Genomic DNA, 21,016 nt, shown 5'->3' with positions numbered 1-21,016 from the left:
TATCATTCATTCTACCTGGATATCAAACAGGAACTAGAAACCTGTTACTAGGGAGAGATTGCTACGAGGGGATATTCGATAGCAGTTAAATAATCATAATAAAAACCACTCCAGACACAGAGGAAACAGTAGCGTATCTTGTCGGGTGCGTTAGTGATAGCGTAACGCACCAATTTTCTTAAGATGGTGCGTTACGGCGCGATCATAGTTTAATTATTAACAAATCTCCTTTGGATACGCGCAAACACACACCCTACAAGCTACAGTGATAGCGTAACGCACCAATTTTCTTAAGATGGTGCGTTACGGCGCGATCATAGTTTAATTATTAACAAATTTCCTTTAAATACGCGCAAACACACACCCTACAAGCTACCTCAATTTTTTCAAAAAAAATCGACCAGCGGCTCTTGTAGGGTGCGTTAGTGATAGCGTAACGCACCAATTTTCTTAAGATGGTGCGTTACGGCGCGATCATAGTTTAATTATTAACAAATCTCCTTTAAATACGCGCCTAACACACCCTACAAGCTACCCCAATTTTTTCAAAAAAATCGACCCGCCGTTAGGCGGGAAAACCGAAGAAGAGCAAAGGGCAAAAGGGCTAAAGTGCAAAGGGCTAAGAAGTCTTCCCGAACCCGCACACTACCCGAAAACCGTTGTTGACAGTGTCGTCGCTGTTGCGGTGGTAGTAGGGGTTGCGGTTAGCGGAACGGCAGTCATAAGGAAAGTTGAACCAAGAACCGCCCCGCAGTATTCGATCATCATTATCATTTGTCAGCCAAGCACTGCCATCCCTTGGTGCATTCTCATAGTTATAGTGCCAATTGTCTTCGCACCACTCCCAAACATTGCCACTCATGTCATAAAGCCCCCAAGCATTTGGCTTTTTCTGACCAACAGGATGAGTTGTATACTGAGAATTTCCGTCATACCAAGCATAATCTCCTAACTGATTAGCATCATCACCGAAATAAAAGCGAGTGGTTGTCCCCGCACGACAAGCATATTCCCATTCGGCTTCTGTCGGTAGGCGATAGGTTTTCCCTGTTATTTGACTCAATTTTTGACAAAAAGCTTGAGCGTCGTTCCAACTAACCTTTTCTACCGGATTTTGCGGATTGTTTTGAAACCGAGAGGGATTGTTTCCCATTACTGCTTGATATTGTGCCTGAGTCACTGGATATTTCCCAATCGCAAAACTGTTGACTTGAACTTGGTGTTGAGGCTTTTCAGACTTGTCAGCATCGGGATCACTGTCAGGAGATCCCATGAGAAATTGACCTGCTGGTAAGCCTACCATCTCCAGTGTTACTCCCTTGGGTAGTTTCTCTGTAAATAGAGTTAGATTTATCGGTTGAGGACGAAATTGAGTAATAGACTGACATGAAGAAACAACACTAGCGACACTCCCGGCTGTAACTAACCCCAACTGTTTTAAAACTTTACGGCGCGACCATCTTTTTGACATTTTTGCAAGTCTCCCAAATTTTTGGAGTGGGTGAACTATGGGAATCTTAAGAATTAGTAAAGTGTAGGGTGGATTAGGCGGTTACAAATCCGGTCAAAAAAGCAAAATTAACAATCCGCCGTAACGCATCAATTCTATCATTAATTCTACCTGAATATCAAACAGGAACCAGAAGCCTGTTCCACGGCAGTGGGAGTTAGGGGTTGCTAACAGGGGGAACAGTGATGATAAAGCCGATAACAGTTCCGATAACTGCTGTTGCCAAGATGGTGATTAATGCCCAAATTTGGGCTTTCTGGGAGCCTTTAATCTCTTTTAAATCACCTTGTAAGGTGTTGAATTCTCCCTGTAATGCCTTGAGTTCTCCCTTGACTTCGGCCTCGAATCGGACTTGAACAATCCTGATCTCTGTGACATCTTTCTGGAGCGCGTCTAGCTTCTGATTGGTCTCTTTAAGATTTTGATTAATCTGGTCTAGGATTTTTCCTAAATCGGTTTCGATGGTGGGGCCGCTCATGGGTTAGACTCCTAATTAAGTGGTGCTATTGTTTCTGACTTAGATTTCAGTGTTTGAACAAATTGTAAAACTTTTTGTTGCTTTTCTGGTGTCAGTTCTCGCCATTGTTCAAGTAGTTCTTCTTCTTTACCCATAAATACCTCGCTCTTGAATTATAAATTGTTTGGTTTTGATCAAGGCTCATTAATAAAAACCACTCCAGACACAGAGGACACAAAGATCATATCATTTTGGGTTTGCGGTGGACGTTGTAGAATAGAGAAAACCTACTACGCTGATAGATACCATGCCCTCTCCTGCTATTACCACGATCATCAAGATGGTTGAGTCTCTGCCTGATGAGCTTCAAGAGCATTTAGTAGAGTACGTTCGAGCTTATATTGCAGAAATTGAAGAAGAAAAACGATGGGATCAGTCTTTTAAACAGACGAAGAATAATCTAGTCGCAGCAGCTCGAAAAGCTAAAGAAGAGATTGCGGCAGGATTGTCCACGCCGAGTTGATTTTCCTTGAGGATGTTTATGGTGATAACTTTAGCACTCCTAGGCTGTGTTAGTCGAGTGCCTAACAGACGATAAACTAGATAGCATAGCGACTTTTTTCGGAAGTATCAAAGTGAGCAAGCGTAATTTTTTTGGCGAGGGGAGAAGTTTTTTGCGGCAAAAAAACAGAACGTTGCCGGAAATATTCGCCAAAATATTGACGGTAGAGAGGACAACTGACTCGGCAAAACTTACCTTGTCGGTGAATCAGTCCGAGACTTTCTAGGTGAAAAGCGGCAATTAAATCAATTTCTATGTCTTTTTCTGCCATCACCACCTTAGCAAAGATAGCCGCTAAATTGCCTTTTAAGTATTGCAGATGCGAAAGTAAATGTTTAAGATGATCTGCAAAAATATTACTTTCCTCGTCGATAGAAGTAGCTAGAATGGTTTCTAGGGTACAATTGCCTCGAGCAATATGATAGCAAGCAAGACGAATTAAATAGGGATTACCCCCTAGAAATATCCGTAATTTTTCGGAGTCAAAATTATGATATAATCCCTGTCTTTGACTTAATTCTCCTACTTGTGCGCTGGTAAAATTAGGCAATTCGATCGGTAAACCAAGACTAAAAGGAGATTGATAGGTATCTGAGGTTTTATCAAGCTCCTGTGCAGGGGAATAGGCAACAATTAAACGTAATTTTTGCCAGAGGGGTTTGTTTTTGCCTTCCTCGTGCCAGAGGTGCAGAATACTGAAAAATTCTTCCCTTAGCTGTGGATAGGATAAAAGATATTCAAGATCATCAAAGGCAATCACTAAAGGGCGATCGAGATGGGAGAGAATATGCTTTTCTAGATAGATTTTACAGTTAATTTTACCCCCTAAGAATTCATCCCAATCCTCTGGGAGATGATTGTCTAAATCTAACTGGCGACTAATACTAACACAAAGCCAACGCAGCCAGTGATTTAAATCTTGAAAAATTGAGCTTTCTGCTAACCGAAAACTGAAATAAAGCGTATGGTATTGCTGTTGTTGTGCATGATTAATAATTCTGGTTATCAGGGAAGTTTTTCCCATTTTTCTGGCCGCGTTAATCCGGATCAGACTACCCCCGCGCAAGATCTCTTGATAACAAGTCTGTTCTAGATTGTTTCTGTTGATATACAAGAGGGAATCGAGGGGGACTTGTCCCTCTGGTAACTCAGGCAATAGTTGAGGATTAATAGTATCAGTTTCTGGTAAGTTAGGACGATAATAATCGCCATTTTCTAGAGTTAAATTAAAAGCTTGAAAACAATGTTTTAGGGTTTGTTTATCCACTCCCGATTCACAAGCAAATACCTTCATCAGAGTATCTACCCCTAAAAGAGTTTTCTCGCTGAGAACTTCTAGGGTGAAGCGATGACCACGATTATCCCGATATTCCGCTTCTTGTTTAGCAGTAAGTATTTTTTCTAGTCCCGTGGGGGTGAGGATAACCCCGCGTCTGCGGCGCTGTTTTTCTGGTTTTTCCATGATAGTTTTTCCCTGTCCTGAACTCAAACTCTGCACCCCTAGAGGTTTTGAGTTTCCTATAGACTTCTCCTCAACAGGGAAACAATCAATTCCGTAATTTTACCGGTTTAGCCATCGAGAAGCTAGGGAAAATAACTAGACCACTTATTTTCTTCTCCGTCTGAGTTATTTCTGGGATAGGGGTAAATCTTAGCCTACTTGCTGACGATAGCTATTCATTTCTAGGCTATCTTCCCCATAAAGATCCTCAATGTGTTGATGACAGCAATCGATCGCAAATTGTTCAAATTCTCCCAGTGTAATTTGATACATTTTGGCAAAAATATCGGGTTGAACACGACAAAATTCTGGTCTTTGGTCATAAATGGTACAGAGACGGGTTTGGCGATCAAAGTTTATACACCAACCATCTTCCCCCACCATGCTGAGATATTGACTTAATTGTGCGGGAGTAAGATATTCTTCTAAGTCAGGACGCTCATCGGGATTTAGTTGACAACAAGCTCCACAATTTTTAATACATTTCCAATTGGCCATATAACCAGTGTGCCGCGATGAGTTAATCCTAGTACCTACTAACTAGCTTACCAGCAATTAGTCCCAATTTTGCCTGCCAGCAGCAATTCCCCTCAATAGTTTTAATCTCAACCTGCGATCAAGAGTGAAAGCTTGACGAGCAAAGACGGGAACAAATGGGCGTTGTAAGGGTCGAACTTACGGCATCCTGCTTGTAAGGCAGGCGCTCTACCACTGAGCTAAACGCCCGAATCAATTTCGCACTTTCTCAGCATAACATATATTTTCAAAAAAGTATATTATTTTTTTGAGCAAGTTAATTTTTTTCCGATGCCCTCTGGTCGAACTCACGATCGCATTACCCTAATTCTGCTGCCACCGATTGCGGGGGCGAGTTTTTTGGTCAGTGGCAGTGGTAACTTAACCCTGTTACTCTTGGCCAGTTATTTGTTTAGCGGATTCCTGTTTGGGCCAGATCTTGACATCCACTCGGTACAATACAAACGTTGGGGTTATCTGCGCTGGTTGTGGCTACCCTATCGTTCTATGATCCGTCATCGCGGTTGGTTATCCCACGGTTTATTGATCGGCACAATTTTTCGGTTATTTTATCTTGGTAGTTTTCTTTTACTAGCGGCGATCGTCATCCTTCCGATCCTGCAAAGTTTCTGGGGTATAGACTGGGATTGGCGACTGTGGCCGCAGCAAGCGATCGCATTATGGCAACAGTATCCCCGGGTAGCGATCGCTATTTTCCTGGGTTTAGAATTAGGAGCGATGAGTCATAGTTGTAGTGATTGGATCGGATCGGCCTATAAACGTTCTCGAAAATTGGCTCAAAAACCGGTAAAAAAGAAAAAACGTTAATAGTCCCCGTCCACAATTTCTAATTATCCTTACTTTGATATTCTTGCCAAGTTTTCGGACTGATAAAGAGGGTTCCTTTTTCTTGCTGGTCGGGGAACTGGATATAATTTTTCTCTAAATAATTCTTGAGTTTTGGTGATTGCAGAAATTCCTTTTCAAATCGATAGAGAAAAACCAAATCTGGCTGTCTTTTTTCGATAACTTCTAGGATAAAATCCCCATCAAGATTCTGATTGATAAATCTCTTTCTGGTGATGACAGCAGTTTCTGGGGGTGTTTTCAAGAAATATTGATATATGTAGTGAGGATTATCGGTTAACAGAAGTTTATCGGAGTTTTTAAATTTTTCAAATACAGCTTCTGCTAAAAGAGGTTTATACCTTTTATTAAATTGAACGTAGGCATTAATTGCCGGATCACGATTGGTGATTATTCTCAAGGTATTAAAGAGAAATTGACCAGACAGGGGGATAAAAATCAGCATTTTGAGAACTAATTCCTGGGTTATTTTTCGATTTTGCCTAAATTCTGCGAGACTATCATTAATTTTTAACTGTTCGACAAATAAGGCAATTATCCAAACGGCAGGAATAATTAAATGGATATAATAATAAGGCCAAATTGGGGCGACTGTGGCGAATCTAAATAGATTAGAACCTAACCAAACCAACGGCGGTAAAAGTGGTATTATATTGCGAGTAAAAACCATCGCTATAATAGCGATCGCTGTCACGATTAGATAAATTGGTTCGTGCTGTAGGGCGCTTTGTAAGAGAGTCCATAAGGTGAGATTTTCTTGAGTAAAACTAGAGGCAACGCTGACATGAGATTTAATAATATTTTCGTAGGAAAAAGGAAAAATAGTCAGGGAACCCAAGACAAAGACTAAAACGACAGCGACTGACCAAATAACAATATCAATGATTCTTTTAATAAAGCTACTTTGTTGATTGAGAAAAATAATTAAAGCTACCGTTGGGATAATAGTAATGCCTGAAAGTTTAATTTGCAGGGAAAAAACGAAAGCAATGGCACTAAGTAAATACAGTCCATACTTAAGCTTAGCCGTGAATTGAACGGCTTTAAAGATGATAAAAATACTTAAGATTGTAAAAAAAAGTGAGGGTAACTCCCGCAACATTGTCGTTGATAGGGTAATATACACTAGACAGGTTGAGAGAATAAATACCGATAAACAAGAAGCTAATATTCCGCAATTAACTCTCAGAATTAGATAAAAAATTCCTAACATAATTGTGGACAAAGAAAGCACCATAAGGCGCGCCGCATGGATAGTAAATCCTGTCACGCTTAACCAACTATTTAGTAAAAGAGATAAACCCGATAAATGATCGTGCCAAACTTGTTCGTAGAGACGATAACCTTGTTTAGTGACGTAGGCAAGTACTAGGGCCACCGCTTCATCAAAATTAAGGATATAGGGATAATGAAGCGGGACTTTCCAGAAAACAATCCCTAGAAAAAAAACAGCAATGGCAATTAATGCCATTAAATCAAAACGATTAGATTTCTTATTCATACACTTTTTCTGGACAAGAATTGCTGCGTATCTTATCACAGATCGAGACATCAGTTAAGTAGCTGGTTATAATTAAATTAAAAATGGATTTTAGGTTCGATCCCCCCTGCCCCCCTTGATAAGGGGGGAAGCCGAAGGCGGGGGGATCCCCCTTGATAAGGGGGGAAGCCGAAGGCGGGGGGATCCCCCTTGATAAGGGGGGATCGGCACCCCCCTTAGTCCCCCCTTAATCCCCCCTTGATAAGGGGGGTGTCTGATAATTTTTAACGCCTACCTACTTATGGATTAAAAAAGATAAAAAGATTACTTTTCGGAACTACGCCCTAAATCTTTAGATCTATGATAGGCCGCCACTACTGCCTCGATAATTGTCGATCGAAAAGAGCCTTTTTCTAATTGTCTCACCCCGGCAATCGTAGTTCCTCCGGGGCTAGTGACGCGATCCTTTAATTCCCCGGGATGTATGGCCGATTCTTTTAATAGGGTTGCCGTCCCTAAAACTGTTTCTATGGCCAATTGAGATGCGATCGCTCGCGGTAATCCAGCCGCCACACCACCATCGCTTAAAGCTTCCACCATCAGGGCCACAAATGCCGGGCCCGATCCCGATAATCCCGTTACCGCGTCCATCAAAGCCTCGGGAACTTCCACCACCGAACCGACCGCAGTAAAAATATCTCTAGCTACGGCCAGATGTTCCGGTTCCGCATGACGACCGGCCGCCATCGCTGTCACCCCTTGTCCCACCGTGGCGGGGGTATTGGGCATCGTCCGGATTACTGGGCGATCGGGAAAGCCCATTTCTAAGCGATTGAGGGTAACTCCCGCTAAAATCGAGATAATTAGGGGTTTTTCGGGTATTCCTAGCAAACTATTCACTACTTGCTCTAAAATTTGCGGTTTTACCGCTAAGATTAACACCTCAGTTGCTCTAGCGGCTTCCCGGTTATCCTGACTGACTTGTACTCCGTAGGTGTTAACCCAAAAGTTGCGCCGTTGGGGTTGGGGTTCACTGACTAACACCGTTTCGGGACTATAAATATTTTTTTTTAATAAACGGCTGAGAATGGCCTCAGCCATCACGCCACCGCCAATAATTCCTAAACGAATAGACACAGTATTTTTTAAAGTAAAAAGTAAAAAAGAGAGATTTAGCTATCCTACCAAGAAAAAACGCCTCCTCTCGATAATCGATCGATTTCTAGCTTCGACAAACCTGACGAGAGGACTATGGAAGGATTCATTGAGCTAATCGACTGCTTTCGGCTCCCCAAGCAGGTGCGGAGGAAACGGTACGAGCCATTTTCGGGTTGTCGGCGATATCGTGAATAGTTCCGGAAAGGGTGCTAACTTTAACGCAGCTGGGGGTAAACAGGAAAATACTCTCACCGATGCGTTCTTGATGACCGTCAATTGCATAAGTGCCACCGGCGACAAAATCCACGGCTCTTTGTGCTTCTTCGGGATCCATGACGTTGAGGTTTAAAACCACCGATTTGCGTTCTCTCAGGGTTTGGATAACTTGGGGCATTTCCTCGAAGGAATGGGGCTCGATCACGACTACTTCTGCATTATTGTTGTTAATACCTGGCATACCGATCACGTTGCTTCTGTTGAGTCCCATAGATGTGGCTGTATTGAGATTTAAAGGTTCGCGTTGACGACGATTAAGGGGTTCTTCTTCTTCGTTTTGATCCTTCTCTTGGGGGGAAAACTGTTCCCAATTCATTTCTTCGTAGTCGGTTTCATCTTCGTCTTCTGGTTGTTCGGAGATACCGACAAAATCTTTGAGCTTGGTAAAAATGTTGTTCACAGTCTAATGTCCTTCAAAAGATTTTTTTGGGTGGTCTTGTCTAGAGTCGGGGTTATTTATTGGCCTTTAACAATCCTTGCTCTCATTTGGTACAGGGGAACTATTTTGTTAAGGGTTCGTCATTTTAGTCGTCTGGAGGCAGCGGTTAGTTCCCTCTTTTCAGTTATCAGGTATCAGGGGATAGTTTTCAGGGATTGGGAAAAAGTCCATTCCCCATTTCTAACCACCAGTTTCTAGACTGAACGTTGTAATTTTAAGATATATTGTCACGGATTATTAAATTTTCTAGAGGTTTTTTCTGTAAATTTACGCCGATGGTTCAGTAAATGCGATCACCAAAAATACCAGTTCCCACCCGGATCAAAGTGGCTCCGGCCTTGACGGCCAGGGGATAATCGTTAGACATCCCCATGGATAGATGGGGCAGGCATAAACTAGAGCTATTCTCGATTATTTGGGCTAAATCGCTGGTTTTTTCAAAGGCGGCTAACTTTTCCTCAGCCGATAATCCCTGGGGCAGAATTGTCATCAAACCTTGAATTTTTAGCTGTTGACAGTTGACTAAAGCGGGAAGAGCTGCTAAGAGTTCGGCCTTGTCCCAACCGAACTTATCGGGATCGGGGACAACTTTCACCTGTAGCAAAACTTGGGGATTAATCTCTAATTCCCCGGCCAGGCGATCGAGTCTTTGGGCTAATTTTAAACTATCGAGGGAATGGATTAAATCAAAAGATTCTAGGACTTTGCGGGCTTTATTTGCCTGTAGATGTCCGATAAAGTGCCAAGAAATATCTGGCAGGTCTTTTAGTTCTTGCTGCTTCGAGATTGCTTCCTGTAGCTTACTTTCAGCAAAATCTCTCACTCCTGCTCGGTAAGCTTGACGGATATAATCGCTCGATACCTGTTTACTGACGGCAATCAGACGCGTGCAGGGGGGTAGGGTAAGACGGATGGACTCGATACGACTAGCGATCGTCATGAACTAGACTGAAAAGGTTTGTTGATAAGTTTGGTTGAGACTGTTAAATTCTTGCACATTACTGACCCGTCGCAAATTCCGCAGCCGGTTTTCCACTAAAAGACGAGCATCGGAACGACTAATCGGATCGAAAGAGACTTTTTTGGGTCCCACCGTCACCAGAAAAAAAAGACGTTGGGCATAAAGAGTGGTGAATAATTCCCGATGTTCTTCTAATAGACACACTCTGTATAATAGACCGAAAGTAGGATGATTGAGATAGGTTTCGTTACTCATTCAAGCGATCGCTAAAGGAAAAGGAGGGAGCGAACTAGAAAGTTTTTCAACAACAAAATCAAGCGGATGGCTCAAAAACAATTGATTTTTCGGGTGTTTCCCCTAGCCTGATTTTACCAGAATCCTTCATTGACAACTAACGATGCCAGTCTATGTCATGATTTCCTGAGTTTTCACTTTTTCCCTGTTAACGTGGATACATTTCGGTGACAAGTTGTCACCACCAGAAATTAGCTCGGCTGCAAAAATCAAAGATTTTCCCTTTGCAGAGGAGACTCTGAGACAGGAGGATAAAAAAGACAAGAGACAACTATAATAACGATAAAAGCTAAGATTATCTCAAATTTATCTGGTTTTTTAGAAATTTTAACCCAATAGCGGCGATCAATGCCCTGAAAACTCACATCTGATCACTGATAACTGATAACTGATCACTGAATCACTGATCAAATGCCCTAAGCTTGTATTAAGCCTTTTTTAACTTCAAATTCCTTTAACCTCAATCAATATGGATTTTTCTAGTCTTGTTGCCAGTCAGCTAAATGCCGGCGTTATCTGGCCCGAAGGAATCCTGATTATTACCCTGATGGTGATTTTAATCGGCGATTTAATCGTGGGACGAAGTGCCAGAAGTTGGCTGCCCTACGTTGCGATCGCTGGTCTGCTCGCTGCTGTGGTTGCTCTCTATTTTGCCTGGGACAATCCGAAACCAGTGGCCTTTTTAGGGGCTTTTGAGGGGGATAATCTCAGTATCGTCTTTAGGGGGATTATTGCTCTTTCTACCGCCTCCACAGTGCTGATGTCTATCCGTTATGTGGAACAAGCGGGAACCTCCCTAGCGGAATTTTTAGCCATTATGCTCACCGCGACCCTCGGGGGAATGTTCCTATCTGGCTCTAGTGAATTGGTGATGATCTTCATCTCCCTAGAAATGCTCAGTATTTCCTCCTATCTAATGACCGGTTACATGAAGCGGGATCCTCGATCGAACGAGGCCGCTTTAAAATACCTGTTAATTGGAGCTTCTAGTTCGGCGATTTTCCTCTATGGTGTTTCCCTTCTCTACGGTTTATCCGGAGGTGAAACCAGTTTAAGTGCCATTGCCCAAAAATTAACCGATGTTAACGGTGGTCAGTCCTTGGCCTTGGCGATCGCATTAGTTTTTGTGATTGCCGGTATCGCCTTCAAAATTTCGGCGGTTCCCTTTCACCAGTGGACCCCTGATGTGTACGAAGGTTCACCCACTCCCGTGGTGGCTTTCCTCTCGGTAGGTTCCAAAGCGGCCGGTTTTGCCCTAGCAATTCGCCTATTAGTGACGGTTTTCGGTCTAGTGAGCGAACAATGGCGGTTTATCTTTATCGCTCTAGCAATTTTGAGTATGATCCTCGGCAACGTGGTCGCCTTAGCCCAAACTAGCATGAAACGGATGTTAGCCTATTCCTCGATCGGTCAGGCGGGTTTTGTCATGATTGGTTTAACCGCCGGTACTGACGCGGGTTACTCTAGCATGATTTTCTATCTGTTAATTTACCTGTTCATGAACCTAGGGGCTTTTGCCTGTGTGATTCTCTTTGCCCTCAGGACTGGAACCGATCAGATCGCTGAGTATTCGGGACTCTACCAGAAAGATCCGCTCCTAACCCTCTGTTTAAGCATCTGTCTGCTCTCTTTGGGGGGAATTCCACCTCTAGCGGGCTTCTTTGGCAAGATTTATCTATTCTGGGCCGGTTGGCAAGCGGGACTTTATGCCCTCGTCCTCGTTGGTTTAGTCACCAGTGTGGCCTCGATTTACTACTATATCCGTGTGGTCAAAATGATGGTGGTCAAGGAACCCCAAGAGATGTCCGATGCGGTGAAAAATTACCCCGTTATCAATTGGACCCTTACCGGGATGCGTCCCCTACAGGTGGGTATTGTCCTCTCCCTAGTGGCGACTTCCCTGGCCGGTATCCTCTCCAATCCTCTCTTTACCCTAGCGACGGATTCCGTCACCACTACCCCCATCCTACAATCGGCAGCCCTGGCGACGCACATTTCCCGAGCGAATTGAGAATCTCTGTTGATTTATCGGCGTTGTCAGATCAGAATAACAACGCCTATTGTAGGGCTAATTCATGAATTAGCCCTACAGCTAATCCGTTTTTAATAGTGTGATTAACTCTCAATTTGTTCTAAAATAGACGCTAAAATATCTGGAGTTAATCCGTTAGCTTCTGCTTCATCACTAGCTTGATCCATAATTGGTGATAATCTTGCCGCTGCTTTTTGACGATATTTTTCTAATTCTAATTGAATAGTTTCAGTTAATTTGTTTTCTATGTTTGCTCGGTCATTGGGTTTAATTTTAGCGTAATATCTAGCAATTTCTAAAGGAACTTGAATAGTGATTTCTGTCTTGCTATTCATGGTAAGTAGCTGGTTATAATTAAATTAAAAATCGATTTTAGGTTCGATCCCCCCTGCCCCCCTTGATAAGGGGGGTGTCTGATAATTTTTAACGCCTACCTACTTAATTGATTTTTTTTTTACTTTTAATAGACCTCTATTGTAGCACAAAATCATTATACTCATTGAATTTGACCCTATTGATGTAAAAGTTGCCATTGGATCAAAAAAATCAATGAATAGGGCTTGCTGAAAAAGTACGGGCGAAGCATTCGGATAGAAAATCTACGGTTTCACCGATAGGTTATTGCCCGAATGCTTCGCCCCTACAGGACGCGGGCCGATGAAGACGCAAGGTTTTGAACCACGATTCTCTCAAAATCTTGCACCTGTGAGAGCAAAACAGGACAATAAAACCCTTACCTCGTCTATATTTCACATTTATTCAGCCAACCCTAAATAGAAACATGGACTAAAAATAAACCCCCCTCAACTGGCTAATTGAAGGGGCATTTATGGTATTTTTGGTGAGCAATTTAGCCTACTTTTGTGGTTTCTTTTTCGGCTGATTTGGATGGCTTTAGTTTGCGCTTGAGGGTTGAAGCTGCTCCTAGAGTACCCAAAGCGAGTAAGTTTATAGTCGAGGAGGGTTCTGGAATAGAAGGTGACGATGAAAAAGATAAGCCTTCTATTGTAGTTTCAAAAGACTCATTGTTCGCAATTAAAGCAGTAATTGGAATTGACGTAGTTCCAAACAACTCGGGTAAATCTAGTGGATTGATTGTCAAGTCGTTTGAGTAATCTTTTAGGAAAGGAGATAATGTATCATCAAGCGTTATATCTAATAACCCCCAAACATTATAACCGAAGATTGAATCGTATGTATCATCTATTAGCAAATTAGGTATATTCGCTTCTATAAAAATTTGTGAACCCTTTGACACTTTCAGTTTTCCATCCTCAAATAAAAATCCATTTCCATCGGCACTTAAAAGTTGTAAATCTGTTACACTTATGGTAGCACCTAATAGTGGATCGCTATAAAAAGACGGGTCTAAGGTATCATTGCCAACTAAATTTGCAAAATCAATAATATCTTCTGTGAAAGACAGTTGACGAGTCTGGGAATTATATGAAATTTTACTCTTTCCTCTCTTTCCACTGCGGGGTTTATTCTTACTTCCATTAGGTTTCGGTTTTGGCTTATCCAATTTTATTTTACAAGTTATTCTTAGGTCTTTGTATGTACAATCACTTTTAACTAATCGACTAGGTTGACCCCATTCAACATCATTTGTTATTTGTTGTGGTTTACCATCAATTCCGAGACTAAACTCGAGCGAAGCTACATCTAAAGGAAAAGTAGGCAAGGGAGGAAAGCCAAAGGGTGGGCGAATTGATCTAGAAGTTCCCGACGTGCTTGTATATTGAATTAAAGAAGATGTCTGTGTTCCATCTATTAAAAGTTCTTTTAATATCACATCTGTTCCCAAATTTAAACTAGAGTTATAATTAACTTGAAAAGTATTTATTCCCTCGGTGATTCGAGCATTTCCATTACTACTCCAACTGTCGGTACCATAAGTTCCTGTACTACTCCAGATGATGTTTCCAGACGGAAATGAGGATAGATCGCCAGAATATGTAACATTAAGATTTTTTCCAAAATAGATTCCTGAATAGGTACTACTCCATCCTGATGAGTTAATTTCTCCAGAGTATTCTAACGGGTTAATAGTTGTTTCATACCCAGATAATCTTGCTAAAGAAACTAAATCTTGATCTGGAATTGTTGCATTGAGAATGATTGCGGCTTGTTCAGCAGTTAGAGAAGATGCTTTAAGAGATAAAAAAGGCATTAAAGCAATAGTTAAACCAGAGGATAGTAATACAGCTTTATAGTTCATATAAACCTCGAAATTATTTAATGAAGTCAGTCTTAGTTTATTCAACATCTTTTCATTCCTATGGGTAAATGGGTTCTTTCGCCTCCCCTCGCAGCTAAGTCAAGCAACACTTGAATCCAACGCCAAAGGCGGACAACAAAATACTACACATTCCCCCCCCCACAACTGTAGCAAAAGCTACAATTTAATAATTCTTTACATTCTTCTCCCCGACTAGGGACTGATACTAAATCCGTTGAGTATAGGCTACATATCAGGACAGGCAAAAGTGGTAATAGATAATCAGTTTTTAATAACCAGATTTAATATTAAGACTTGTTCTAAGCTTAACCTGCTTTTTGCTTTACTCAAATTGGCCAAGTAAAAGACTCATTTCGTTAACCACATTCTCACTTGCCTTTAACGCTTCTTTTCTAATTGCTTGAATTTCGGTCATACTTTTTGCGATTCTCTGCTGTTCAGATTGGGGTGGAATAGGCACTAAAACTTTAGACAAATCATCTACTAAAATAGTAGGAATAGCATGACCTGTCATGTACCTTTTAACCTGACGCAAAAAAAAGTCTGTTCGCATATATACTAATAAAAACAAAGGCTCGACTCCCTGAATATTTCTTAATACTGAAAATCCATTTGAGCAAATTGCTCCGTCTTCATCTTCCGTGATTAGGGCTGTTGCTTGGCGTGGTGTTCCCGTACTTGCTCCTGAAATTGCTGTAATAATATCACCTTTGTACAATCTATAAGTTGCGCGAGATGGGGCCTCATGTGCCTTAATTATTTGTTGAGAAACAACTTGCATTGTACGGTAATCAACATCGGAAATGGCGATATATCTAATTTCACTATCCCTAGCTAAACGAAAATCAGCCGCAGCTCTCAAAATATCGGCAATTTCACCTAAAGGTTTCGCCCCAATAGATTTTAGATGTTCTAATAATTTTTGGTCATTGGGTAAATAATGTTCGGCATCCAGTCTCGAATTGAGCAGGGTATTCTTAACTGTATAAATACAATCGCTGTTTTGTGCAAATTCCCCATTGATAAATGACCTAAAAGATTGAGAAATATCATCTATATCATCGTCAACTATTGGCAAACCTGATTTTGTTCGGGCTATAACTCCCGACTCGTTGCGCTTATATATTGTTTGTCCTTTAACGTCATAGCCTATTTTTTTGATTTGTGCCATAAAACAAGAATCATGGTTTGCTGGTAATTTTTGAACTACCAAAAGTGATGTCTTGATTCCAGTGCCGTAGGGTACAAAGGCTTCCGGCGGTATGGAAACAACACCTAATATTTTTGTTTGGGAGCGCAACCAATGGCGAATCGGTCCATTAGAGATATTTTGTAATAGACCATCGGGCAGAATAATCGCCATGCGCCCACCTACCCGCAATAATTTTATAGATTTCTCAATAAATAAAATATCGGGCGACTGACCCGCTAAAACGGTTGGGGAAACTTCCCAACCATTGGACGCTGATTTATGCCATTTCCGGGCAAGAAGATATGATTTAAGAATTTTCTGGTCTTCTACTTTGCCTTTATTTCCGAAAGGAGGATTGGTCAAGATAACATCAAAAGAATTATTTAATTTTTCATCTTCGATAAGCGCATTAGTGCAGATAATTTCTGAACCTGTGCCACCTTCAAAAACTAAACGAATCATTCCCGAAAGGGCGACATCGGGATTAAATTCAATTCCTGTAATACTTTCTTGCACAAAACTTGCTATATTGAACTCTGGATTATTTTGTCGAACATGGTTGATTGCTTGAATTAAAAAACCACCACTTCCGCAAGCAGGATCTATAATTTTTTCGTTTGGTTTGGGGTCTATCATTTCAACCGCAAGACGGACAATTGGATGAGGCGTAAAAAATTCTCCCCTATCTCCACGCTGGTGTCTATTTACAAAAGTCTGGAAGGCTTCACCTTTTATATCTCCAGATGTTTTAGTTAAATTAATGTACTGTAACCTGCCTACAATATAAGCAAGAGTCAAAGGTTTTAACTTGAATGTGTCATCGGTGAAAAATCCCCGATAATGATTCTTGATGGAGGTAAATAATTGACTGAGACGCGACATAAATTCATCGTACTTATTTGCTACGATGGCTTTATATTCACTTGCTGTAACGCCAAAATTTACAGATTGCTTGGCAGATTTTTCATCATGAAGTTTGATGATGATTAGTTTAACCATCTCGTGAAAAATCTTGTCTTTGAGCATTCCTTCGTTGGCGTAAATATAATTATGGCACTCTTCAAAAACTGCTGAAAGATTGTTAGAAGGTCGTAATTCCTGAATTTGCGGGAGTTTTTCAGGTAACAGGCTGTCTTCAGAAAATAACAATCCTTGCTCTTTCATTTACTGCGCTTGATTTGACCGTTTCCCCTTGCGGGTTGTTGAATAGATAGAATATTTTTAGCCTCGACTGCATTCCTACCAAACCAGTCTTTTAGTGGACAGAGATAATCGCCATCTTGATTAAACAAGAACTTGGCCTTGTACCTAATTATAGAATATAAATTAGAGGATGTCAAGAGATAAAAAATTCAGTTTAATGTTAACCAAAGTGAGTAAAAAAAGCTGAGAGATTGTTTATGACAAAAATTCGCAGCATCTTTCAGTTTGACAAAGCCTATTGTAGGGCTAATTCCAGAATTAGCGCCAATTGTAGGGCTAATTCATGAATTAGCCCTACAGCTATTGACAACGCCAATTATTCAGCCTTTTGATCAGGTGGCGGCGCTCACCTGATTTATTTTTAGCTATACATTAAAACGGAATAGTAAGACATCACCTTCTTGAACAATGTATTCCTTGCCTTCACTTCTGACTAAACCTTTTTCTTTAGCAGCGCTCATCGTGCCACTATTAACTAAATCCTGATAAGACACGGTTTCCGCACGAATAAAACCCCGTTCAAAATCCGAGTGAATAACTCCGGCTGCTTGGGGTGCTTTCATCCCAGAAATAATCGTCCATGCGCGGGTTTCTTGGGGACCGGTGGTGAGATAGGTACGCAGTCCTAATAACTCGTAGGTAGCTTTAATTAAAGATTTTAATCCCCCTTCTTCTACCCCTAAAGAACCGAGAAAATCTTTTCTTTCTTCCTCCGACAATTCCACTAATTCCGATTCTACTTGAGCAGAAACGATCACAACTTTTGCCTGTTCCTGTTGGGCAATTTGACGGACACTTTCTACCCAATCATTACCCGTGGCCAGATCATCTTCGCTCACATTAGCGGCATAAATAATCGGTTTACGACTCAATAAACCGAGATTTTTAATTAATTCTTCTTCCTCTTTGCTTAAATCCACTTTTCGCGCCGAAATACCGTCATTAAGACAAATTAGGATTTTTTCAAGGATAGCCAATTCTTCGGCGGCTTCCTTGCTATTTTTCGCCTGTTTGCGTAAACGTTCCACCCGCTTCTCCACCTGTCCCAAATCCGCTAGAGCTAACTCTAGATTAATCACCTCGATATCCCGGGCCGGATCCACGGAACCGGAAACATGAATAATATCATCATTATCAAAACAGCGCACCACATGAACGATCGCGTCCACTTCCCGGATATTAGCCAAAAATTGATTACCCAATCCTTCCCCGCGACTCGCACCCTTAACTAATCCGGCAATATCGACAAATTCGATCCGCGTCGGCACGATTTTCTCAGAATTAGAGATTTTAGCCAAAACCTCCAGACGTTCATCGGGGACGGATACCACACCCACATTCGGTTCAATGGTACAAAAGGGGAAATTAGCGGCCTCGGCCTTGGCATTAGCCACCAGAGCGTTAAATAGGGTCGATTTACCCACATTTGGCAGTCCCACGATTCCAGCTTTTAACATAAAAATTGCTTGATAAACATCATCCCGACCTCTCACTATATCAGGCTGCATCTCGTTTTTGTGAGTCCGGTTGATGCGAAAGACTCTCGATAGTCAACAGCTTAGTTAACATTTGCTGAAAAAATTTTTCCTGGAGGTAGGAGACTCCGATTCAGGAGACTCCGATTCAGGAGACAGGAGATTATTTTTATTTATTCTCCCCATTTCCCCATTTCCCCATTTCCCCATTTCCCCACACCCCACACCCCACACCCCACACCCACGAAAAACTTATTTAGCAAACCCTAGTTAACATTTATTCAAGTTCCTTAACTAAAAGTAGGCGAGACTTTACAAGAGATTGCGAGAATGGGATGTGATGCTTGAGACTGAGTTAGGGTGAAGAGTAAGAAAGAATACACCTGTAGCACTGGGCAAAATTATGGCAAGACAGGCCTTTCGCTTCTAACTACGTCCTGAGAGTAATTTTCAGTGCTATGACAGTATATTTCCTAGGGCGATCGAGTGTAAATATCGCCCAATCGCCGCAACTAATCACTAAATCATTCTTGGGGGTATCTGTATGAATCAAAGTATCGGAGCAAACACCCGTAATGTGGCCCTTGTCGGCCCCTACTCCAGTGGAAAAACCTCCTTACTGGAAAGTTTACTTTTCGTCACAGGAGCCATCACCAGAAAAGGTAAAATTAGCGATCGCAATACCGTCGCTGATAGTTCCACGCAAGCGCGGGATCGACAGATGAGTGTAGAAGTTTCCGTTGCCCATAGTCAATACCAAGACCTAAATTTTACCTTTCTCGATTGCCCCGGTTCGATCGAATTTGCCAGTGAAACCTATAATGCCCTCGTCGGGGCCGGTGCTGCTATTATCGTTTGTGAACCGGTGGTCGATCGAGTTCTCACCCTGGCTCCCTTGCTAAAATTCCTTGATGATTGGGAAATTCCGCATCTAATCTTCATCAACAAGATGGATCGCTGTAATAGTCACTTTAACGAAGTCCTACAAGCTCTCAAATCCGTTTCTAGTCGTCCCCTCGTTCCCCAGCAATATCCTATCCGTCAGAACAACGAAATTATCGGATTCATCGATTTAATCAACGAACAGGCTTATCATTACCATGCTAACAGTCCCGCCGATCCTGTAGCTTTACCCGACCACCTCAAGGAAGAAGAACAGATTGCTCGACAAGAAATGCTAGAAACGATCGCCGAATTTGATGATCATCTTTTAGAAGAACTCCTCGAAGATATTAACCCCTCCCGGGAAGAAATTCTCCAAGACTTAAAACAAGAACTGGGAGCCGATCAGATAGTACCTGTGTTCTTCGGTATGGCGGAACGGGACTATGGTGTGCGTCATCTCCTCACCGCTTTAGTGGAAGAAACACCGGCCCCGACAATTACTGCCAACCGTCGCGGTCTCGATCCCAGTGCGGATGGAGATGCAGTGGTACAAATCCTCAAAACCTATTTTACTCCCCAGGGCGGTCGCCTGTCCCTAGCGCGAATCTGGCAGGGAACCCTTAACGATGGCATGGCCTTGAACGGTGTGCGGATTGGTGGTATCTATCGTCTCACGGGACAACAACAACAACCCCTACAGCAGGCCCAAGCGGGGGAAATTATCGCTCTCGGTCGTTTGGAAGGAATCGCCACCGGAGACGTGGTTAGCAGCGGCAGTCAAAAACCCGACCTTCCCAAAGGATTACAGCTTAAACCCGTCTTTGCTCTCGCTATTGCCGCCGCAAATCGCAAGGATGAAGTTAAATTAAGTTCAGCTTTGACGAAACTGATCGAAGAAGATCCCTCCCTCCACTGGGAACAACACGGCGACACTAAAGAAGTGATTCTCTGGGGACAGGGAGAAATTCATCTGCAAGTGGCTCTAGATCGCCTAGCGCGCAAGTATAATCTACCGATGACCACCCATTTACCCCAAGTTCCCTACAAGGAAACGATCAAAACCAGCACTAAATCCCACGGACGTTATAAACACCAAACCGGCGGCCACGGTGCTTTTGGTGATGTTTACCTCGATATTAAACCCTTACCCCGGGGGGAAGGTTTCCAATTCCATGAAACCATTGTCGGTGGTGTCGTCCCCAAACAGTATATCCCCGGGGTGGAAACGGGAGTGCGGGAATATCTCGGTCATGGTCCGTTGGGTTTCCCCGTGGTGGATATTGATGTCACCCTCACCGATGGTTCCTATCACAGTGTCGATAGTTCCGAACAAGCTTTTAAACAAGCGGCCCGTCTAGCGATGACGGAGGGACTGCCTAAATGTCATCCGGTCTTATTAGAACCAATTCTATCGGTGACGGTTCTCGCTCCCTCAGAATACACCGCCAAGGTTTTACAGTTAATCAGTGGTAAACGCGGTCAAATTCAGGGTTTTGAAGCTTCTGGGGAGTGGAAAGGTTGGGATCAGGTAACGGCCCATCTCCCCCAAGCGGAAATGCACGATTTTATCGTTGAATTGCGTTCTTTGACTATGGGTGTCGGTTTCTTCCAGTGGGATGAGGATCACCTGCAAGAAGTGCCGGATAAACTGCGCGATGCGGTTTTAGCTATGCAGGGTAACGGTAACAAGTAAAGTATTCTTGGCTTTCACTAAAGTAGAGGGATAAATTGGCGAGAGATGGGCTTTTATTGGCTCATCTCTCCCTTTTGTAGCAAAAAATGACAGAAGGGTTCGATAAGATTCTCTCAAGTTTGTACTGTCTTATAACCCACATTCCGCACCCTCAACTGTCACAGATCAAAAAAGCCATTAAAGTAGTACATAATAACTAAAATTAATTCAAAGGTTAAAAGGGTTAATGAGAATATATAGCATTAAAAGGGGTATGGAGCGAGAAAGAGAAAA

The 21,016-nt window shown here is 42.2% G+C and carries 16 protein-coding genes, 1 tRNA gene and 2 pseudogenes; 4 read left to right on the top strand and 15 right to left on the bottom strand.

Annotated elements, in window-relative coordinates:
* Positions 1-619 precede the first annotated feature (619 nt).
* From O9324_RS24290 to O9324_RS24280, 3 genes and pseudogenes are all read right to left on the bottom strand, one after another.
* Positions 620-1,357 (bottom strand): annotated as a pseudogene (locus tag O9324_RS24290) (formylglycine-generating enzyme family protein); the annotation flags it as partial.
* A gap of 310 nt (positions 1,358-1,667) precedes the next feature.
* Positions 1,668-1,988, bottom strand: coding sequence for a hypothetical protein (locus O9324_RS24285; protein ID WP_288141541.1), 321 nt, complete (start codon positions 1,986-1,988; stop codon positions 1,668-1,670).
* 11 nt (positions 1,989-1,999) lie between these two features.
* A complete protein-coding gene (locus O9324_RS24280; RefSeq protein WP_002788439.1) occupies positions 2,000-2,122 on the bottom strand; it encodes a hypothetical protein in 123 nt (40 codons plus the stop codon).
* Between the two features lie 152 nt (positions 2,123-2,274).
* Between O9324_RS24280 and O9324_RS24275 the strand changes: the two genes are divergently transcribed.
* A complete protein-coding gene (locus tag O9324_RS24275) occupies positions 2,275-2,490 on the top strand; it encodes a hypothetical protein (protein WP_002771174.1) in 216 nt (71 codons plus the stop codon).
* Positions 2,491-2,566: 76 nt separating this feature from the next.
* Here the strand turns inward: O9324_RS24275 and O9324_RS24270 are convergent, their stop codons facing one another.
* The 3 genes from O9324_RS24270 to O9324_RS24260 all read right to left on the bottom strand — a co-directional run bounded on the left by O9324_RS24270 (position 2,567) and on the right by O9324_RS24260 (position 4,756).
* Positions 2,567-3,991, bottom strand: a complete 1,425-nt coding sequence (locus tag O9324_RS24270) for an AAA-like domain-containing protein (RefSeq protein WP_288141540.1) — start codon at positions 3,989-3,991, stop codon at positions 2,567-2,569.
* 189 nt (positions 3,992-4,180) lie between these two features.
* Complete coding sequence (locus O9324_RS24265; protein ID WP_288141539.1) at positions 4,181-4,528, bottom strand: YkgJ family cysteine cluster protein; 348 nt, start codon at positions 4,526-4,528, stop codon at positions 4,181-4,183.
* Positions 4,529-4,684: 156 nt separating this feature from the next.
* Positions 4,685-4,756 (bottom strand) — tRNA-Val (locus O9324_RS24260).
* Between the two features lie 81 nt (positions 4,757-4,837).
* Between O9324_RS24260 and O9324_RS24255 the strand changes: the two genes are divergently transcribed.
* Entirely contained in the window at positions 4,838-5,374 is a 537-nt protein-coding gene (locus tag O9324_RS24255; RefSeq protein ID WP_288141538.1) for a metal-binding protein, read from the top strand.
* Positions 5,375-5,393: 19 nt separating this feature from the next.
* Here the strand turns inward: O9324_RS24255 and O9324_RS24250 are convergent, their stop codons facing one another.
* From O9324_RS24250 to pipX, 5 genes are all read right to left on the bottom strand, one after another.
* Positions 5,394-6,914, bottom strand: a complete 1,521-nt coding sequence (locus O9324_RS24250; RefSeq protein ID WP_288141537.1) for an ArnT family glycosyltransferase — start codon at positions 6,912-6,914, stop codon at positions 5,394-5,396.
* 303 nt (positions 6,915-7,217) lie between these two features.
* Positions 7,218-8,030 carry a pyrroline-5-carboxylate reductase gene (proC, locus tag O9324_RS24245; protein WP_288141536.1) on the bottom strand — a complete coding sequence of 271 codons (813 nt, stop codon included), beginning with the start codon at positions 8,028-8,030 and terminating at the stop codon, positions 7,218-7,220.
* 124 nt (positions 8,031-8,154) lie between these two features.
* Entirely contained in the window at positions 8,155-8,727 is a 573-nt protein-coding gene (locus tag O9324_RS24240) for a cell division protein SepF (protein ID WP_193958849.1), read from the bottom strand.
* Positions 8,728-9,046: 319 nt separating this feature from the next.
* A complete protein-coding gene (locus O9324_RS24235; protein ID WP_002788447.1) occupies positions 9,047-9,706 on the bottom strand; it encodes a YggS family pyridoxal phosphate-dependent enzyme in 660 nt (219 codons plus the stop codon).
* A gap of 3 nt (positions 9,707-9,709) precedes the next feature.
* Positions 9,710-9,982, bottom strand: coding sequence for a transcriptional coactivator PipX (gene pipX, locus O9324_RS24230; protein WP_106908753.1), 273 nt, complete (start codon positions 9,980-9,982; stop codon positions 9,710-9,712).
* 508 nt (positions 9,983-10,490) lie between these two features.
* Here pipX and O9324_RS24225 point away from each other — a divergent pair.
* Entirely contained in the window at positions 10,491-12,032 is a 1,542-nt protein-coding gene (locus tag O9324_RS24225; RefSeq protein WP_287737894.1) for an NAD(P)H-quinone oxidoreductase subunit N, read from the top strand.
* A 104-nt stretch (positions 12,033-12,136) separates the two neighbouring features.
* On the opposite strand, the gene O9324_RS24220 is transcribed toward O9324_RS24225, so the two are convergent.
* The 4 genes and pseudogenes from O9324_RS24220 to ychF form a co-directional block, all read right to left on the bottom strand.
* Positions 12,137-12,388 (bottom strand): hypothetical protein, encoded by a 252-nt coding sequence (locus O9324_RS24220; protein WP_288141535.1) that lies wholly within the window; start codon positions 12,386-12,388, stop codon positions 12,137-12,139.
* 515 nt (positions 12,389-12,903) lie between these two features.
* Positions 12,904-13,029 (bottom strand): annotated as a pseudogene (locus tag O9324_RS24215) (PEP-CTERM sorting domain-containing protein); the annotation flags it as partial.
* 1,588 nt (positions 13,030-14,617) lie between these two features.
* Positions 14,618-16,651: an N-6 DNA methylase gene (locus O9324_RS24210; RefSeq protein WP_288141534.1), complete on the bottom strand. Its 2,034-nt coding sequence runs from the start codon at positions 16,649-16,651 to the stop codon at positions 14,618-14,620.
* A 404-nt stretch (positions 16,652-17,055) separates the two neighbouring features.
* A complete protein-coding gene (gene ychF / locus O9324_RS24205) occupies positions 17,056-18,147 on the bottom strand; it encodes a redox-regulated ATPase YchF (protein WP_002788451.1) in 1,092 nt (363 codons plus the stop codon).
* Between the two features lie 562 nt (positions 18,148-18,709).
* Between ychF and O9324_RS24200 the strand changes: the two genes are divergently transcribed.
* A complete protein-coding gene (locus O9324_RS24200) occupies positions 18,710-20,743 on the top strand; it encodes an elongation factor G (protein ID WP_288141533.1) in 2,034 nt (677 codons plus the stop codon).
* The last annotated feature ends 273 nt before the right edge of the window (positions 20,744-21,016 follow it).

It is taken from the genome of Microcystis sp. LE19-84.1B, from assembly GCF_027531875.1.
In the GTDB taxonomy this organism is placed as follows: Bacteria; Cyanobacteriota; Cyanobacteriia; order Cyanobacteriales; family Microcystaceae; genus Microcystis; species Microcystis panniformis.
The sequence above is the reverse complement of the archived record's forward strand: the minus strand, read 5'-3'. Positions and strand labels throughout refer to the sequence as shown.

Bases quoted from the DNA above. Each gene is read 5' to 3' on its own strand.
- O9324_RS24220 (WP_288141535.1), bottom strand. From the start codon at position 12,388: ATGAATAGCAAGACAGAAATCACTATTCAAGTTCCTTTAGAAATTGCT.
- O9324_RS24285 (WP_288141541.1), bottom strand. From the start codon at position 1,988: ATGAGCGGCCCCACCATCGAAACCGATTTAGGAAAAATCCTAGACCAG.
- O9324_RS24255 (WP_288141538.1), top strand. From the start codon at position 4,838: ATGCCCTCTGGTCGAACTCACGATCGCATTACCCTAATTCTGCTGCCA.
- O9324_RS24210 (WP_288141534.1), bottom strand. From the start codon at position 16,651: ATGAAAGAGCAAGGATTGTTATTTTCTGAAGACAGCCTGTTACCTGAA.
- O9324_RS24200 (WP_288141533.1), top strand. From the start codon at position 18,710: ATGAATCAAAGTATCGGAGCAAACACCCGTAATGTGGCCCTTGTCGGC.
- O9324_RS24250 (WP_288141537.1), bottom strand. From the start codon at position 6,914: ATGAATAAGAAATCTAATCGTTTTGATTTAATGGCATTAATTGCCATT.
- O9324_RS24280 (WP_002788439.1), bottom strand. From the start codon at position 2,122: ATGGGTAAAGAAGAAGAACTACTTGAACAATGGCGAGAACTGACACCA.
- O9324_RS24235 (WP_002788447.1), bottom strand. From the start codon at position 9,706: ATGACGATCGCTAGTCGTATCGAGTCCATCCGTCTTACCCTACCCCCC.
- O9324_RS24270 (WP_288141540.1), bottom strand. From the start codon at position 3,991: ATGGAAAAACCAGAAAAACAGCGCCGCAGACGCGGGGTTATCCTCACC.
- pipX (WP_106908753.1), bottom strand. From the start codon at position 9,982: ATGAGTAACGAAACCTATCTCAATCATCCTACTTTCGGTCTATTATAC.
- O9324_RS24265 (WP_288141539.1), bottom strand. From the start codon at position 4,528: ATGGCCAATTGGAAATGTATTAAAAATTGTGGAGCTTGTTGTCAACTA.
- O9324_RS24225 (WP_287737894.1), top strand. From the start codon at position 10,491: ATGGATTTTTCTAGTCTTGTTGCCAGTCAGCTAAATGCCGGCGTTATC.
- ychF (WP_002788451.1), bottom strand. From the start codon at position 18,147: ATGTTAAAAGCTGGAATCGTGGGACTGCCAAATGTGGGTAAATCGACC.
- O9324_RS24275 (WP_002771174.1), top strand. From the start codon at position 2,275: ATGCCCTCTCCTGCTATTACCACGATCATCAAGATGGTTGAGTCTCTG.